Source organism: Bradyrhizobium yuanmingense, from assembly GCF_900094575.1.
In the GTDB taxonomy this organism is placed as follows: Bacteria; Pseudomonadota; Alphaproteobacteria; order Rhizobiales; family Xanthobacteraceae; genus Bradyrhizobium; species Bradyrhizobium yuanmingense.
This window is the reverse complement of the sequence record NZ_FMAE01000003.1, coordinates 121,540-137,720: the sequence shown is the minus strand read 5'-3', so window position 1 is coordinate 137,720 and position 16,181 is coordinate 121,540. Positions and strand designations below refer to the sequence as shown.

At 65.9% G+C, this 16,181-nt stretch carries 11 protein-coding genes; 6 read left to right on the top strand and 5 right to left on the bottom strand.

The window, feature by feature from the left end:
• Positions 1-2 precede the first annotated feature (2 nt).
• The 3 genes from GA0061099_RS41070 to GA0061099_RS10345 are packed head-to-tail and all read right to left on the bottom strand — an operon-like array spanning position 3 to position 3,604.
• Positions 3-1,148 (bottom strand): GNAT family N-acetyltransferase, encoded by a 1,146-nt coding sequence (locus tag GA0061099_RS41070; protein WP_036021126.1) that lies wholly within the window; start codon positions 1,146-1,148, stop codon positions 3-5.
• A complete protein-coding gene (locus tag GA0061099_RS10350; protein ID WP_074447679.1) occupies positions 1,145-2,497 on the bottom strand; it encodes an O-antigen ligase family protein in 1,353 nt (450 codons plus the stop codon). Before GA0061099_RS10350 ends, GA0061099_RS41070 begins: the two co-directional genes overlap by 4 nt.
• A gap of 3 nt (positions 2,498-2,500) precedes the next feature.
• Positions 2,501-3,604: a glycosyltransferase gene (locus GA0061099_RS10345; protein ID WP_036021091.1), complete on the bottom strand. Its 1,104-nt coding sequence runs from the start codon at positions 3,602-3,604 to the stop codon at positions 2,501-2,503.
• A gap of 250 nt (positions 3,605-3,854) precedes the next feature.
• On the opposite strand from GA0061099_RS10345, the gene GA0061099_RS10340 reads away from it, so the two are divergent.
• On the top strand, positions 3,855-4,841 hold the full coding sequence (locus GA0061099_RS10340) for a glycosyltransferase (protein ID WP_036021089.1): 987 nt from the start codon (positions 3,855-3,857) through the stop codon (positions 4,839-4,841).
• Positions 4,842-4,852: 11 nt separating this feature from the next.
• On the opposite strand, the gene GA0061099_RS10335 is transcribed toward GA0061099_RS10340, so the two are convergent.
• Entirely contained in the window at positions 4,853-5,881 is a 1,029-nt protein-coding gene (locus GA0061099_RS10335) for a glycosyltransferase family 2 protein (protein ID WP_036021086.1), read from the bottom strand.
• 322 nt (positions 5,882-6,203) lie between these two features.
• Here GA0061099_RS10335 and GA0061099_RS10330 point away from each other — a divergent pair, with 322 nt between their 5' ends.
• From GA0061099_RS10330 to GA0061099_RS10310, 5 genes are all read left to right on the top strand, one after another.
• Positions 6,204-7,004 carry a class I SAM-dependent methyltransferase gene (locus GA0061099_RS10330; RefSeq protein ID WP_036021083.1) on the top strand — a complete coding sequence of 267 codons (801 nt, stop codon included), beginning with the start codon at positions 6,204-6,206 and terminating at the stop codon, positions 7,002-7,004.
• A 291-nt stretch (positions 7,005-7,295) separates the two neighbouring features.
• Positions 7,296-9,671 carry a Wzz/FepE/Etk N-terminal domain-containing protein gene (locus tag GA0061099_RS10325; RefSeq protein ID WP_036021080.1) on the top strand — a complete coding sequence of 792 codons (2,376 nt, stop codon included), beginning with the start codon at positions 7,296-7,298 and terminating at the stop codon, positions 9,669-9,671.
• Positions 9,664-10,467, top strand: a complete 804-nt coding sequence (locus tag GA0061099_RS10320; protein WP_036021077.1) for a WecB/TagA/CpsF family glycosyltransferase — start codon at positions 9,664-9,666, stop codon at positions 10,465-10,467. The genes GA0061099_RS10325 and GA0061099_RS10320 overlap by 8 nt, the downstream gene beginning before the upstream one ends.
• A 19-nt stretch (positions 10,468-10,486) precedes the next feature.
• Positions 10,487-11,479, top strand: coding sequence for a UDP-glucose 4-epimerase GalE (galE, locus tag GA0061099_RS10315; RefSeq protein WP_035997363.1), 993 nt, complete (start codon positions 10,487-10,489; stop codon positions 11,477-11,479).
• A 225-nt stretch (positions 11,480-11,704) separates the two neighbouring features.
• The gene (locus GA0061099_RS10310) at positions 11,705-12,046 is read left to right on the top strand and encodes a hypothetical protein (protein ID WP_036021076.1); all 342 of its coding nucleotides are present in this window, start codon (positions 11,705-11,707) and stop codon (positions 12,044-12,046) included.
• On the opposite strand, the gene GA0061099_RS10305 is transcribed toward GA0061099_RS10310, so the two are convergent.
• Positions 12,020-16,126 carry a bifunctional diguanylate cyclase/phosphodiesterase gene (locus GA0061099_RS10305; RefSeq protein WP_036021074.1) on the bottom strand — a complete coding sequence of 1,369 codons (4,107 nt, stop codon included), beginning with the start codon at positions 16,124-16,126 and terminating at the stop codon, positions 12,020-12,022. The genes GA0061099_RS10310 and GA0061099_RS10305 overlap by 27 nt on opposite strands.
• Between the last annotated feature and the right edge of the window lie 55 nt (positions 16,127-16,181).

Here is a 16,181-nt window from a genome sequence, read left to right as displayed (position 1 = left end):
CGTCAGCGCGCTCCCTTGCCCATCGCCCTCGCCGCGAGGGAGGCGAGCTTCGGATAGCGCCGAAGGCCCTGCGCGGCGTGATCGCGCCAGGCGAAGGGCAGGCCGCGCCAGGACAGCGCGACGCTGACATCGGTCAGCGGCACCCTCTCGGCGCCGAAACGGCGCTTGTAGGCTTGATTGCCGACGCTGAGGTCGAAACGGCGCACGCCCAGTGCATGCAGCGCAGCCATGGTGCGCTCGATGACGAGCAGACCCGGCGAGCAGTTCGACCATGGATCGCCGGCATGGCTGATGCGCAGCAAGACATAGGTCGCACCGTGCTTGACGCCAAATGCGGTGGCAACGACGCCTTCGTCGCAGACCAGCGCCGACACCATGGCATAACCTTCCGCGAGCCCGTCGTGAACGACTGCGCGATAGAATCGCGCATGGGTCTCGTCGTTGAGAACGAACCGCGAGCCGAGCTTTTGCATGCGTGCCTGCTGCTGGAGATCCATCACGTCCAACAGCTCGTGCGCACGCCCGACATCGGCGGCGATCTCGAACCGCGCACCGGCAAGACGGCTGAAGACCCGCCAGCAGCGCGGCATCTGCAGGCGCTTGATCGCGGCCTGATAGCCGCCATAGTCGTCGCCCATCAACACGAGATTGCCGTTGAGCGAGGAGGATCCGATCCGGCCGAGCGATACCAGCGGGTTCGGCTTGCCGCCGACCTCCGCCGGCATCTTCTTCAGGCGGAGCAGATCGAAACGGTCGGGCAGAGCGCGTAGCGCGCCGATCAGCGCCGTGTTGATCGCGTCCGTCGCGCCCGCATCCAACGCGGCATCGAGCGCCAGGATCGGTGCGTTGTTGTCGGAGACGCCGAGGTCCGCGAACTCGACGATGCGGGTGCCGCGCCTGACATGGCTGATCATCGGCACGACCGCGATGTCCTTGCCGGTGGTAGCATCGGAGATCACGGCGATCAGTGGCGCGACGTCGTGAAACGACTCGTACCAGGCGCCGAGCCAGTTAGCATGCTGGAAGGCGGTGCGGTGCCCGGCGCTCAGGCGCGAGGCCGCGTGCCGCCAGTCACGCAGGAAATCGACCGCAATGGCCGACGCGCTGGACGCAAAATCGTCGGGCTGATCAACGCTGAGGAAGGTCATGCGCGGGGCTCGGTCTGCTCGATGCATTGGAACCTCGCCAGGAAGTGCAGGCCGGCCACCGCCAGCGCGAACATGAACCAGATCGGATTCTGTCGTTCGAGCAGGAAGGTCTCGGTGGCACCGTAGTACAGGCCGAACAGCCACACGGTCAGGAACAGCTTGGCCAGTGCGCCACTGCGGCTGTGAGCCTGCGCCGTCTGGAAATTGCGGAGCGGGGCGAGCACGAAGATGAGGATCACCAGCAGCAGCCCCGGCAGACCGATCGTGACCGCGAGATCGAGGTAGCTATTGTGGCTGTGCGCCGCCGATGTCGCCCATTCGGCTCCTTCCGCGGTGGCCCGCGCACTCACGTCGTCCCAGAACGCAGAATAGCCGTGGCCGATGATCGGCTTCTCGGCGACGGCCGCGAGCGCGAAGTCCCAGATCGCGGAGCGTCCGGTGAAGGTGGGATCGAGCGGAAGCAGCCGTGTCATCGCCGCCAGCACCGGACTGACGACACTGCCGACGGTCAACAGGTTCATCGCAATCAGCGGCACGAAGCAGATGAGCCGCTTCAGCCACAGGCTTGGCGTGACATAGACCAGCGAAGCGAACACGTAGATCGCAAGGCACAGCACCGAGGACGTCTTGCCGCCGGTGAAGATCAGGAAGGTGCCGGCCAGCACGGCGATCACAGGCCCCATCACGAACGAGCCGACGGCGGACAGGTAGATGCCGACATAGACCAGGATGGTCATCACGGCGGAGGCGATATTCTTGTGGCCAAAGCTGCCGCGCCAGTCGCCGGCAAGCTGCGGCTCGGTGACGTCGAGCGCCGTGTGGACCGCATATTGCGGCGCGAGGAAGACGCCGAGATAGCACAGCGCGAGCAGCACGAGCGCGGCGCCGCCCAGGCAAAGGTTGAAGCTGCGCCGCGTCGGCGGCAGCAACGGCAACACGATGGCGAGCGACGTCACGCTGACCGTGAGCACGAATCGCTGCATCGAAACGCCGCGGCTTTCCGAGAACACGATGTTGATCACAAGCCAGACCAGCAGGCAGAGATGCAGCGGCGTCACCAGGCTCTTCAGCGCGAGCGCATCGGTGGCAGCGACACACAGGATAGCGACCGCAGCCAGCAGGCCCCAGGCGATATACGTCAGCGCCATTCGTCCGCCGACGATCATGGTGACGTCGGGATTGCGCAGGTCCGGGAACGGATCGAGTGTCACCAGCACCAGCAGCAGCGCCCCGACCGCGACGAGGCAGCGCGCCACCTGCACGGCATCGACCCCTGCGAGGCGATCACGCAGGATATGGCCGAACGATCGGGCCCCGACGTCGGTCATGTTGGCGGCACTGCGGTCCATGGCTCAAGACATTCGGTAACGCCAGTGAAGCTTGGGGTCGCGGCTCAACCCTTCCGAGGCTTCGTCAACGGGTCTTGCGGAGGTCTGCGACATCGCGGGCTGCCGCATGATGCTCCGCGCGATCTCGTAATATTGCAGCGCCCGTTGCTCCAGCGTGAGATTGTCCAGGATGTAGCCGCGCGGATCGAACGCGCCCGCGGTGCACCCGGCCCAGAAATTGTCCCAGCCCGTCTCGAAGCCGGCGATGTCGGTGAACTTGACCCCGCAGCGTTCGTCCCAGTACGGCACCGACGACACCGGCGCGAACTGCACGCGATGCGGATAATAGTCGGGGTCGCGCCATGGCCCGCCCGGATCCCAGGCAAACACCGGCACGCCGCAGGACAAGGCCTGCTGATAGGCGATGCCCTGGCTCTCGCTTTGGCACAGGAAGATCATCGCGCGCGAACGCGCGAGCGCCGCCTGAAAATCGGCTTCCTTGTAGCTGCCGTAGCGCAGCTCCGTGAACGAGCGGCCTTCCTTAACGAGCCGGGCGCGCACGGGCTCAATCATCTCCGACGTGTAGCGCTCGCGGTCCCAGTGGACCTTGTCGTAGATCAAGACATCGACGGTCTTTTGCGCTCGAGCCGATGGCGCCCAGAGATTCGTGTCGATGCCGACAGGCCAGGCCTCGGTCTCGGGCCAATATGGCCGGTACATATCGACGTACCAGGGACCGGGCACCACGACCTTCTTCACCGGCAGACGCTTGAATAGATCAGGGTCGTCGAGCGGATGATTGTGGACGGCAGCGCCGAGCAGGATCGGGTTCTTCCATAGGAACTTGTCGAGCAGGAACGTGCGCCCGACGATACAGGCAAGCTCGTGGGGATGTTCCGCGATGTAACCGTAATCGTTGACGCGGTAGCGGATGCCGAGCCGGTCGAGCCCCGCACAGAGATTGAGGAACACGCGCAGCTGGCCACTCATGCGCGGCTCGCCGAGCAACAACCGGCGGGCGATGCGACGCAGATGCCTGTCGCCCGGAAACCAGCGGTCATCCTTGTCCTCGTAAAAGAGGTTCAGGATCATCGTATCGGGGGCGTGTTCGAACGTGTTTGCGGGCACGGGATTCCATCCGCGGCAGTCCGATGCGCATTCTCGCACGAGGCAGTCCGCCGCACTCTTCCAAATTTGCCACAGGCTTAATGCCAGCGGCTTAACGTTATTCTACGAAACCGGCGGCACACGGCCCTTCTCGGCAACGGTTCGAGCGGAATGCGAGTATCATGCGCGCACGCCGGACTTGCAGATCGCCAGCATTACCAGCGCGGCACATGGGGTCCTGGTTAACGGATCATTAAAGGCGAGCCGTAGCTTGATCACCGCTGAAGAGGTTCTCGAACTGCCAGCCGCCTCCCGCGCGGCAGCGCCGGCGCGCTTGCCGCTTCAGGTCGGCTCGACCACACCCATATCGGTCGTCATTCCGGCCAAGAACGTTGCGGCCTATGTCGGCGAAACGCTTGCCAGCGCTCTGGCGCAGCGCGAGGTGACCGAGGTGATCGTCGTGGACGACGGCTCGGACGACGAAACCGTTGCGATCGTCCGCGGCATGCGTGACCCGCGGCTGCACTTGTTCCACAACGATTCCGCGGGCGTATCGGCCGCACGCAATCTCGGCGCAAGACAGGCAAGCGGCGAGTGGTTGCTCTTCCTCGATGCCGACGACCGCCTGCGCCCAGGCGCGGTGGCGGCGCTGCTCGCTGCTGCGCGTGGCGCGCCGCGCGCCGTCCTCGTCTATGGCGATTACAACACGATCGACAGCGAAGGCCGCCAGATCGGCCGGCGCGGCCTCTTGAAGGGGCGCCGGAAGCCGTCCGGAGACGTGCTGACGCGGCTCGCCGCCGGCAATTTCATCGTCAATGGCGGCATCGCGCTCGCACGCGCGGAAGCTTTCCGCGCCATCGGCGGCTTCGATACGTCCCTCAAATATTGCGAGGACTGGCATTGCTGGTGCCGCCTCGCTGCGATCGGGGAGTTCGCGTTCGCGCCAGAGCTGCTGCTCGATTATCGTCTTCACACCACCAACACCATGAACGCCGCGATCCGGACGCCGAAGGACTTCTTCCCGGCCATCGCGCGGGTGTTCGATGACGGATTGATCCTGGCGAGACTGCCCGAGCACATGACAGCCGGGCTGCGCCTTGCCGCCGAGATTCATCTCGTTACCTACTCGGCGATGCAAGCGGTCCGCTTCGGCAGGTATCGCCAGGCGTTCGCTTATCTCGCGATGATCGGCCGGCAGTCGCTCAAATCGCTGCCACGCTCGGCAATCCGGGTCGCCCTCGCCCGTTTCGGTATCTAATCCTCGCCGCGTCAGGACGCGATCTTCGAGGCCTCGTAAGGCTTCGGCTCGAGGCCGAGGGCCGCCAGGGCGGCGCCAAACGCAACCATCACGGGATGCATCGCGACGACGGCTTTCGACGACGGCAACAAGGCGGCGGCGCGAAGCAGCGACAGCGGCAAGCGGCCCAGCATCTGCGCAAACACCCGCGCCCGCGCTGCTGCGCTCGGGGCGGCTTTGTACTGCACACGATAATTGATCGCGCCGATGCGCAAGCCGCGCTTTGCGATCCAGCCGAGGCTGGTGCGGCTACGCGGCACGGTCTCGGTGATGACGGCCTCCGCCGTCCAGTGGAACAGCATACCGGCGTCACGGCACCGCACGAAGAAATCGCAATCGCCGCCGCCAAGAAAATTGAAGCGCAGGTCGAACGCGGGACGGTCGAACCGCTCGAAGGCGGCCCGCGTGATCAGGCAATTGCCGCAGCCGTAGATCAGCGGCACCGCACCGCTGTAGTCGTAGGCGGGACAGAAGGCGGGATGACGCGAAAGCCAGGGCTTGCTGTCGTCGTCGAAGACCGGCAGCACCGGCCCGCCAACCACTTCGGCGCCGGTCGCCTCCGCGGTGCGGACCATCAGTTCGAGCCAGTCGCTTGATGCGATCTCGTCGTCGTCGATCATCAGGAAACGGGTGGCGGCGGGAAACAGCTGCTGCGCCGTCTCGAAGGCAGCATTGATCGCCTGGCAGTTCCCCTGCCGCTTCTCGATGAGGCAGACGCCCTGGAGCCTTCCACGGGCCAGAAACTCCACGGCAACCGGCGCGCTTTCACGCCGCACCGCATCGTTCTCGACCATGACGACGGCAAAGGAGCGCGGGGTGCGCTGGTTCGCGAGCGACTCCAGCGTCAGGCGCAGGTGTTGCGGACGACGGAAGCAGGGAACGCAGACGACGATGCCGACCGACAGGTCGATGACGCGAGAGCTCGCCACGATCTCGCGGTTGGGATCGCGCACGGCATCCGAGATGCGCGCCGCAGACAAGTCTGTCGGGATCAATGTCATGAGGTCTAGATGTCCGAGATGTATTGAAAAAGCCCTGCTTCGATCGCGCGTCCCACGACGGCACATCGCCGCGGGACAGATGCGTCTCAAAATGAACGGCTGCCGCGCGGTACATAGCCACCAAGTTCGCCGCGCGTCGTGCTGCAATTGGCGGTCCATGCGCCGACAACGCTCCAACATGAACAATACCGTAGTTAATGCGCATGCGCATTAACCGGGCCGTAAGCACTGCGACCGGTGAGACGGTGCGGCATCGGATTTGCTCTTCGGGCAGGCGCATTTTTTCCTGTAAATTTGAATAGAACAAGCGCGGTCAGAATCCATGAACAAGCCAGCCCCGATCGATTTCGCGACAGCCACGGCGATCCAATTCCCCGCGGCTGCACCATATGCCGAGGCGCTCCATGATCTCGTTCCGGGCGAAGCCCGCGACAGCCTGCTCGCCGTCCACGACGTGCTGTGCCGCGAGCTGCCGCAGGGCCGCCTCGCGATCTATGAGGCGGGCGGCGGCTCGTGCAGCGTTCTGCCACCGGAATTGCTGAGCCGCAGCAAGGTCACCGTGGTCGACATCGACGAGGACCAGGTCCGCAACAACACCTACGCCGACGAGGCGATCCTCGGCGACGTCCAGACCTACAGCTTCGCCCGCGAGACCTTCGATCTCGTGATCTGCTACAACGTCATCGAGCACTTGCCCCATGTCGACGCCGCGCTCTTGAACTTCCGCGATGCGCTGAGGCGCGGCGGGATGATCCTGATCGGCGCACCGAATCCGCGCTCGCTCTCCGGGGTCGTCACCAAATATTCGCCGCACTGGTTTCACGTCTGGTTCTACCGGCACGTCCGCGGCATCAAGGACGCCGGCCTGCCGGGCGAGCCGCCGTTCCCGACGTTCTTCCATCCGCTGGTGACGCTGCCCCGGCTGGAAGCATTCGCGGCCGCCAACGGCCTCGAGATGATCTATCGTCGTGAGGTCGAGAGTCCGCGCTATCCCGAGATGCGCCGGCGCAAGCCGCTGGTTGCGGCCCTGGTCGACGCCGGCGCCGCGGTGCTCAATGCCGTGCTGCCGCGCGGCACCGACGTCCGCCGCGGCGACTATCACGTCATCCTTCGGAGGATCTGACGGCGATGGCACGTGCGCGGCCCACCAACGGACGAACGACGGCTCGCAGCCATGCTGCGCGCGGTAACGAACCGTTAATTCCTGGAAGCGGCGGGTATCGCGGGCGTCATAGGGACGCGCCGAGGGATGGCATGCGCTTAAACGCTTTGTTTGCCATTTCGGTGAATAGTCCCTCAATGAGTATGGTTAATTTTCCCTGTTGCGTTGATTGGGCACCTATATCCCGGGTGCGTGGCGTAAAGCGAAGAGTAACCCCTCAGCCCGCGGCACTTGGAATGAAAGCTGGGGATCATGCTTGATTATAGCCAGCCGATCGATCGAGCCAGACCGGAGGCCGCGCAACGGAAGCCTCAGGCCGGCTTCAACGTGCTGGAGCTCGCCAATCTGCTCTGGCGGCGGAAGGTCGCGATCGCCGCGGCCGCCCTGCTCGGTGCGGCGCTTGCCGTCACGATCGGCAAGAGCGTGACGCCCCGCTACACCGCCACCGCTCAGCTCTATGTCGACCCGCGCGAGCTTCAGCTCGTCGACCGCGAGCTCACGCCCCGGGCCCAGGACGTCACCGGCATGGCCATGGTGGTGGAGAGTCAGGCGCGCCTGATCACCTCCAACAGCGTGCTGCTCCAGGTGATCCAGCAGGCCGGCCTCGACAAGGATCCGGAATTCGGAGGCGGTGAGGCTGGGAGCCTGATGTCGTCGCTGCTCGGCCTGATCGGCCTGCAACCGCGCGCGCCCTCCGCTGCGGAGAAGAGGGAAGTGGAGCTCGCGGCGCTCGATGCGTTGAACAAGCACATCGCGATCCGCAAAACCGAGAAGAGCTTCATCGTCGACATCGAGGTCTGGTCGACGGATCCCGCCAAGGCGGCGATGCTCGCCAACACGCTGACCAATGCCTATCTCGCCGAGTCCCGCAAGTCGCAGGCTTCGGCGGCACGGCGCGCCACCAACGATCTCTCCAGCCGTCTGAAGGAGCTGCGCGACCGGCTGCGTAACGCCGAGACCGCGCTGGCGACCTACAAAGCCCAGAACAATTTCGTCGGCACCCAGGATGCGCTGATCAGCGATCAGCAGCTCTCCGCCAGCAACCAGCGGCTTTCCGCGGCCCGCGCGGCGACGATGGACGCGCAGGCGCGGCTCGACCAGATCGAGGCGAGCCGCCGCACCGCTGCCGATGCCGGCGCGATTCCGGAGGCGCTGCAATCGCCGACCATTGCGAATTTGCGCGCGCAATATGCCGACGCCCGGAAGAAATATGCGGAGCAGGCCGGTGAGCTCGGCCCGCGCCATCCGGCGCTGCGCCAGACCGAGAAGCAGGTCGAGGACCTCAAGCGCACCATCAACGAGGAGATCGACCGCTTCGCCCAGTCCGCCAAGAACGATCTGACGCGCGCCCGCGACTTCGAGGCCTCGCTCAACCGCGCGCTGGAAGCGCAGAAGCGGCAGAGCGTTCAGCTCAGCCAGGCCGCCGTGCGCCTGCGCGAGCTCGAGCGCGAGGCCGACGCAAGCCGTGACGTCTATCAGTCCTTTCTCAAGCGCTCCCGCGAGACCGAGGAGCAGGAGAGCCTGAACACCTCGGCCGCCCGCGTCATCGGCGAGGCGACTGTGCCGCAGCGGCGCTCGTTCCCGCCGGCCATGAGCCTGTTCGCCATGATCGGCTTCATCTTCGGGGCGATCGCAGCATCGAGCTGGTTCGTCGTTGCAGATTTGCTTTTCGCCGGTGCAGCCGCGCCCGCGACGCCGACACCCGCCCGGCGTGAGCGCTCGCCAGCGCCGCAGGCGTCCCGAGCACCGGAGCTCCCGCGCGCTGCAGAGGTTGCTCAGCCGCGCCAGGCCCCGCGCGCTCCTGAAGCTGCGCCGTCGATGCCGGAGCTCGCCGCGCCCCCGCTGCAGCCTTCGATGGTCGAGCAGCCAATGATCGAGAAGCCGCTGATCGCACGCTTCCAGGAGGCCGACGTCATCCATACGCTCGGCGCCATACTTCCCACCGGCGGCGGCGTCGATCTCACGCGGCTGGGTTGGCCGACGCTGCGCCCCGGCTTTCCCATGACGAGCTTGCTCAACGCCTGGCGCGACATGCGCGCCGCGGTGACGCGGCGCGCCGGCGGCAACGCGATGCCGGTCGTCGCGCTCGTCGGCACCGGCAAGACCAGCGGCCGCAGCGTGGCCGCGCTGAACTTCGCGCTGGCGGCCGCACGCGACGGCGCCCGCGTGCTGATGATCGATGCCGACCATCAGGCGCGCTCGCTCACGAACAGGGTCATCCGTCCCGGCAAGAGCGAGCCGAGCAGGCTCGGCTGGCTCTCGATCGGCAGCAAGGACGCGCGCGAGATCAAGACGGTCAACGGCATCTCGGTGCTGCCGGCCGCCGAAGGCGACGCCGGCAAAGCCGCCGATGCCATCCACAAGGCGATTGTGCAGGCCCATTCCGCGGGCGGCTATGATCTCGTGATCCTCGACGGCCCGGCCATTCCGCTCGCGGCCGGCGGCCGCAAGCTGCTCGAGGACATCGACTCGCTGGTGGCCGTGCTGCCGACCAGCCTCGACGTCAACGACAGCCTGGAAGAGATCCTGGCCGCGCTCGGCCCGGCCGAGCGCAAGCTCGTCGGCGTCGTGCTCGACGAGCTCACCCCTGCAATGCAAACGCGCCAGCGAGGCAGACAATATGCTTGAGCGCCGCGTCAACCTCGACGGACGGGCAGCAACTGCCGAGGTGCCGAGAATCACCGTCGGCGGACTTCGCATGGCCGCGATCGACCTGGAAGAGACCGCCGATTTCATGATCGAGGCGACGAATCCCGACCATCGCATCGGCCGTCCGCTGTTCCTGACCTCGGCCAATGGCGAGGTGCTGGCGCGCTGCTCGACCGAGCCGCAGACCGAGCAGCTGTTCCGTGCCGCCGATTTGATCAACGCCGACGGACAGCCGCTGGTCGCCGCTTCAAAGCTGCAATCCTGGTTCCCGCTGCCGGAGCGCGTCGCAACCACGGACCTGTTCCACGTCGTCGCGCGCAAGGCCGAAGCCGCCGGCCGCACCTTCTACATGTTCGGCGCAAGCGAGGCCGAGAACGCCGCGGCGGTCGCGAACGTCCAGAAAATGTATCCACGTCTCAAAATCGTCGGGCACAGCCACGGCTATCTGCGCGGCGAGGCGCTGCGTGCCAAGGTCGAGGAGATCAACGCCCTGGCACCGGACTATCTGTGGGTCGCGCTCGGTGTGCCCAACGAACAGGCATTCGTGAAGGAATTCACGCCGCATCTGACCAATGTTGGCGTCATCAAGACATCCGGCGGATTGTTCAACTTCTTGTCAGGCAGTCGTTCCCGCGCGCCGCAATGGATGCAGAAGATCGGGCTCGAATGGGCCTGGCGCACCTTGCTCGAGCCGCGCCGTCTGCTCTGGCGTTATTTGACCACCAACCCCCGCGCGCTCTATCTTCTCTTCAGCCGCAACCGGCCCCTCCGTTAAGAGAAGAGCAGAATACGACATGACCGACCGACCGACCGTCCTCGTCACCGGGGGCGCTGGCTATATTGGCTCGCATGCCTGCCGTGCATTGTCCGCCGCCGGCTATCAGCCCGTCGTTTATGACAATCTCTCGACAGGTCATCGCAGCTTCGTATCCGGCCCGCTGGTGACGGGCGATCTGCTCGACGGCGCGGCGCTGGCGCGCGCCTTCGCCGACCACAAGATCGCGGCGGTGATGCATTTCGCGGCGGCGAGCCTCGTCGGGGAATCCATGACCGACCCGCAGAAATATTACATCAACAACGTTCAGGGCACGCTGTCGCTGCTGCAGGCGATGCGCAACGCGGGCTGCCATCGCATCGTGTTCTCCTCGACCGGCGCCGTCTACGGCAACGCCGATTCCAAGGCGCTGCCGGAAGACTTTCCTTGCGCGCCGATCAATCCTTACGGCGCGTCGAAATTGATGATCGAGCGCATGCTCGCCGACTACCGCACGGCCTATGGCTTCGGCGCGTTCTGCCTGCGCTATTTCAACGCCAGCGGCGCCGATCCGGCGGGCGGCATCGGCGAGCTGCGCGACAACGAAACCCACCTCATTCCCCGCGCGATGATGGCGCTTCAGGGCCATGTCGAGTTCGCGGTGTTCGGCGACGATTACGACACGCCCGACGGCACCGCGATCCGCGACTACATCCACGTCACGGACCTTGCGGCGGCGCATGTGGCGGCCTTGAGGCTTCTGGAGCAAGGCCATGCCGGCGGCAGCTTCAATCTCGGCACCGGCTCCGGCTTTTCCGTGCGCGAGATCCTCGACGCCATCAGGCAGGAGACCGGGCGCGAGGTGCCGCACACGATCAAGCCGCGCCGCGCCGGCGATCCCACCTTTCTGGTCGCCGATCCCTCTGCTGCAAGAAAGGTGCTGAACTTCGTTCCGCGTCACTCCGACCTACCGACGATCGTCCGCACGGCCTGGGCCTGGCATCAGAAGGCGCATCCGTTCAGGCCGCGTTAGGCAATCGCGGCTCCAATCGCTTGCTTGCCGTGCCCTGCAGCGCCTAGAATGACTTGTCGCGGCTGCGTCGGCACATTGCCGGCAGCCGCACGTTCCGCATTGCCGACGACGACGTCGGCCTTTCATGGTTCGGTTCGCTTGCACGAGCCGATTTCTCCGAGCGACGTGACGATCTAGTCAGCGTGTCGACCCGTCGTCGGACGCGATTCCGGGAGCATCGACCACATGCATCAGGCTGCCCGCCTGGAATTCGAGCGCGTGATGGAGGAGTTCGTCCGCTGGCATGTGGTGCCGGAGAACGAGCGTTCGCCCGCGCCCGCCTGGTGGTGGGGGCCCGCGATGGCCGTGGTCGACGACCAGGAGCCGATGAGCGCAACAAGCTGCTGCGCGTTGAACGTGAGCGAAGGGACGAGCTTCGCCGAGGGCGCGCGCGCCATTCTCGCGCTGTTCACCGAGCAGACGTCACTGACCGCTCCCCAGGACTTTCCGAGCAAGTCCGAGGGGGAAGAGCACGAGGTGCGCGAGCTGCACCCGCAGCCGTCAGACGACAGCGCGTTTCAGCCCTGAGGCTGCGTCTTCGTCGGCCGCTTCCGGCTGGAGCGGCGGCGCGACGGGCAGCGCCATGGGCCGCAGCAGCTCGCCCATCTGCCGCGCCGTCAGCGGCTTGGAGATCAGGAAGCCCTGCATCTCGTCGCAGCCATGGGCGCGCAGGAATGCCTCCTGCTCGGCGTTCTCGACGCCTTCGGCGACGACGGTCATGCCGAGGGCCTTGCCCATGCTGATGATCGCCTGCGCGATGGCCTGATCCTCCGAATCCTGCGGCAGGTCGCGCACGAAGGAACGGTCGATCTTGATCGTGTCGATCGGGAAGTGCTTCATCAGCGACATCGACGAATAGCCGGTGCCGAAATCGTCGATGGCGAGACGGATGCCGCGGCTCTGGATGGAGTCGAGCACCTTCAGCGCGCGGCCGACATTGCGCATCATCATGCTCTCGGTGACCTCGAGCTGGAGCAGCACGGGCGACATGCCGGAGGCCGCCAGCGCCTCGTCGACGTCCTGCAACAGATGCTCGTCGGCAAACTGCCGCGGCGACAGGTTGACCGCCATCGACAGCGGCAGCAGGCCGCGGCGCTGCCAGGCCATGGCCTGCGCGCAGGCCTCTTTCAGCACCCAGCGGCCGATCGGCACGATCAGCCCGGTTTCCTCCGCAAGCGGAATGAACTGTGCCGGCGAGACGCTGCCGAGATCGGGATGCGTCCAGCGCAGCAGCGCCTCGACGCCCGTGATCTGACCCGTCGCCATGTCCACCTTGGGCTGGTAGTTGAGCGAGAACTGCTCGCGCTCCAGCGCGCGGCGCAGCGCGCTCTCCAGCGACAGCCGCTCGATCGACTGCGTCTTCACCTCGTTGGAGAAGAAGCGATAGCCGTTCTTGCCGTCCTCCTTGGCGAGGTACATCGCCATGTCGGCGTTCTTGGTCAGCGTCTGCGCGTCGGAGCCGTTGGCCGGATACATCGCGATGCCGATCGAGGCGGTGGAATGGCACTCGTGGCCGGCCAGCTGCATGGGCTCGGCGAGCGCGGCGAGCAGCCCGGTGGCGATGCGCTGGACGTCCTCGATCTCGCCGCACTGGTCGAGGATCACCACGAACTCGTCGCCGCCGAGGCGCGCGACCACGTCGCTCGCCCGCAGGGCGCCGCGCAGACGGTTCGCCACCTCGAGCAGGAGCAGGTCGCCCGCCTCGTGACCCAGCGAATCGTTGATGACCTTGAAGCGGTCGAGGTCGATGAACAGCACCGCAAAGCGGTGATCGTGGCGTTGCGCCGCATCGATCGCCTCGCGCAGCAGGGCGTTGAAGGTCTCGCGGTTCGGCAGATCGGTCAGGCTGTCGTGCGAGGCGAGGTATTCGATGCGCTCGTCGGCCTTGTTCTTCTCGTCGGCGCGATCGAAGTTCTCCATCGCGAAGGAGACGTTGTCGGCGAGGCGCTGCAACAGCTCGACGAATTCGGGCGTGAAGGTCGCCGGTTCGGTCGACATGTAGATCATGACGCCGACCGCCTGGTCGTGCACGATGAGCGGAAACGCGGCGCCCGACCGCGCGCCGTCCGCGCGCACGATGGGGTGGAAGACACGGACGCGGTCGTCGTTGAGATAATCGTTGCTGATGCAGGGCTGGCGCGTGCGGAACGCCGTGCCGCTCATGCCGCGCCCTTCCGGCCGTTCGGGATCGACGGAAAGACGGACATTGCGCGTGGTGCCGGCGGAGGGACCTGCGGCGGCGACGATCTCGAGCTGGTCCGTGCCGGGTCTGGCCAGGGCAATCGTGGTCGAAGTGAACTTGGCGCCGTTCGACGCCGCAAGGCAGACGAGGTCGAACAGCTCGGCCCGCGACTTCGCGCGCATGATCGCCTCGTTGGTCGCGCTCAGCGCCGCGAACATGCGCGTCAGGCGCTCCTTCTGCGCTTCGGTGCGGGCCTTCTCCTCGGCGCGCTCGAAATTGTCGAGTGCGAAGGAGACGTTCTCCGCGAGCCGCCCGAGCAGCTCGACCAGATCGGGCGTGAACGTATTCTCTTCCGGTGCGAGGAAGAGCAGAATGCCGACCGGTTCCCGTCCCGCTCTCAGAAGCGGGAAGCTCGCCGCAGCCCGCGTTCCATCCTCGATGGCCTGCGCGCGCCAATATGCGGAGCGCGGCTCGTTCAGATAATCGTTCATCACACTGGGCCGGCACGTCCGCAGCGAGGTGCCGATGATGCCCTGGCCCTCGGGATGGTCGGCGGAAATGATGCAGGTACGCCCGCTCATGCGCTCCTGCAAGCGTCCCTTGACGGCAACGACGCGGACGAGTTCGCGTGCCTCGTCGATGATGCCGATCGTCGCCGAGGCGAACAGATCGCCGAGCACGGCCGCCTGGCAGGCCGCGTCGAACAACTCCTCGCGCGTCTTGGCGCGCATGATGGCTTCGTTGGTCGCGCTCAGCGCCTCGAACATTCCGCTCAGACGATTGCGCTGCTTGTCCGCCCGCGCCTTCTCATCGGCACGGTCGAAGCTTTCGAGCGCGAAGGCGACGTTGGCCTGAAGCTTGCGCAGCAGCTCGACGAGCTCCGGCGTGAAGGTGCCGCGCTCCGGGGAGTTGAACAGAAAGACGCCCTCGACCCGGTCGCCGTTGAACAGCGGCAAGGCCGCGGAGGATGCGATGCCGGTGCGGCGGGCGCTGGCCTGCCAGGGCGCAATGCGGTCGTCGGCGAGCACGTCGTTGCTGACGGCGGGCTGGCGCGTGCGAAACGCGGTGCCGGTCAAGCCGCGCCCTTCGGGCACCTGGTCGGAGGTGGAGAACGTGAAGTTGCGAACCTGATCCGCATTCGGGCCGTAGCAGGCGACGACGCGCAGCAGCCCGGTCCGATCGTCGACCAGCGCGACGGTGGCTGAGGTGAACTTTGCTCCCGTTGCGGTCGCCTCGCAGACGAGGTCGAACAGCTCAGCCCGCGACCGTGCCCGCAGGATCGCCTCGTTGGTGGCGCTGAGCGCTGCATACATGCGCGCCAGGCACTCTTCTTCGGCGGAGATCCGGGCTTTCTCGGCCTCGCGGCCGAAATTCTCGATCGCGAAGGAGACGTTCTCGGCCATGCGCAGCAGCAGCGCGACGATCTCCTCGTCTTTGGCCCAGGACCGGCTGATGAAGAACAGCAGCACGCCGACGCTCTCGCCGTGCCTGATCAACGGCGCGACCACGCAGGCGGCGACGCCGGTGTTGACGTTGGCCTGCTCCCACGGCGTGCCCCTGGTGCGGCTGGCGAGATCGTCCTCGACAATGGCTTTCTGCGTCCGGAACACCTCGCCCGAGATACCCTTGCCGTAAGGATTGTCCGGATCGACCGAATAGCGTGCCTGGGTGACGAGATCGAGGTTCTGCCCGGTGGCGGCGACAGGCTTCATCCAGTGCGAGTCCGGCTCGCGAAGTAGCACGATGGTCGCCAGCGACTTGCCGCTGTGGACCGAAGCGTCGCACACGAGCTGGTATAGCTCCCGCTCGGTCTTGGCGCGCAGGATAGCTTCGTTGGTGGCGCTGATGGCGCCGAACATGCGGTTGAGGCGCCGCGTCGCCCGCTCGCTGGTCTGCCGCGCGGTCTCACGGGCGAAATTGTCCAGCGCGTAGGAAATGTTCGCCGACATGCGCTCGAACAGTGACACCATCTGCTCGTTCAGCGAGTTGGCCTCGCCCCGCGTCACATACAATACGCCGACGCTCTTGCCATTGCAGAGCAGCGGCAGCGCCGCGGCCGCACCGATATGCGCCTTGGCGGCGCCTTCGCGCCACGCCAGCGAGCGCGGATCGTTCAGATAGTCGTTGCTGACGCACAGCTTCTGATCGCGAAACGCCTCGCCGCCGACGCCGGATCCTTCAGGCGTCCCGGCTTCCGTCGTGATCACGATCGAGCGGAGCCGCGCAACGTCATCGCCACAACCGGCCGCGTAGCGCAGCCTTCGGCCGTCCAGCTCGACCAGGAAAACGGCAACGGCCAGAAAATCCCCGCTCGAAAACCCGGCGTCGCAGACCTTCTGGTACAGCTCCTCCGGCGATCTCGCGTACAGGATCGCTTCATTGATGGCGCTCAACGCCGCAAAGGTGCGCGCGAGTGTCGTCGGCACGATCTCAGCTCCCAGGCATTTCTGCCTATTTTTCCCGGGACCTTTATGCGCGGCG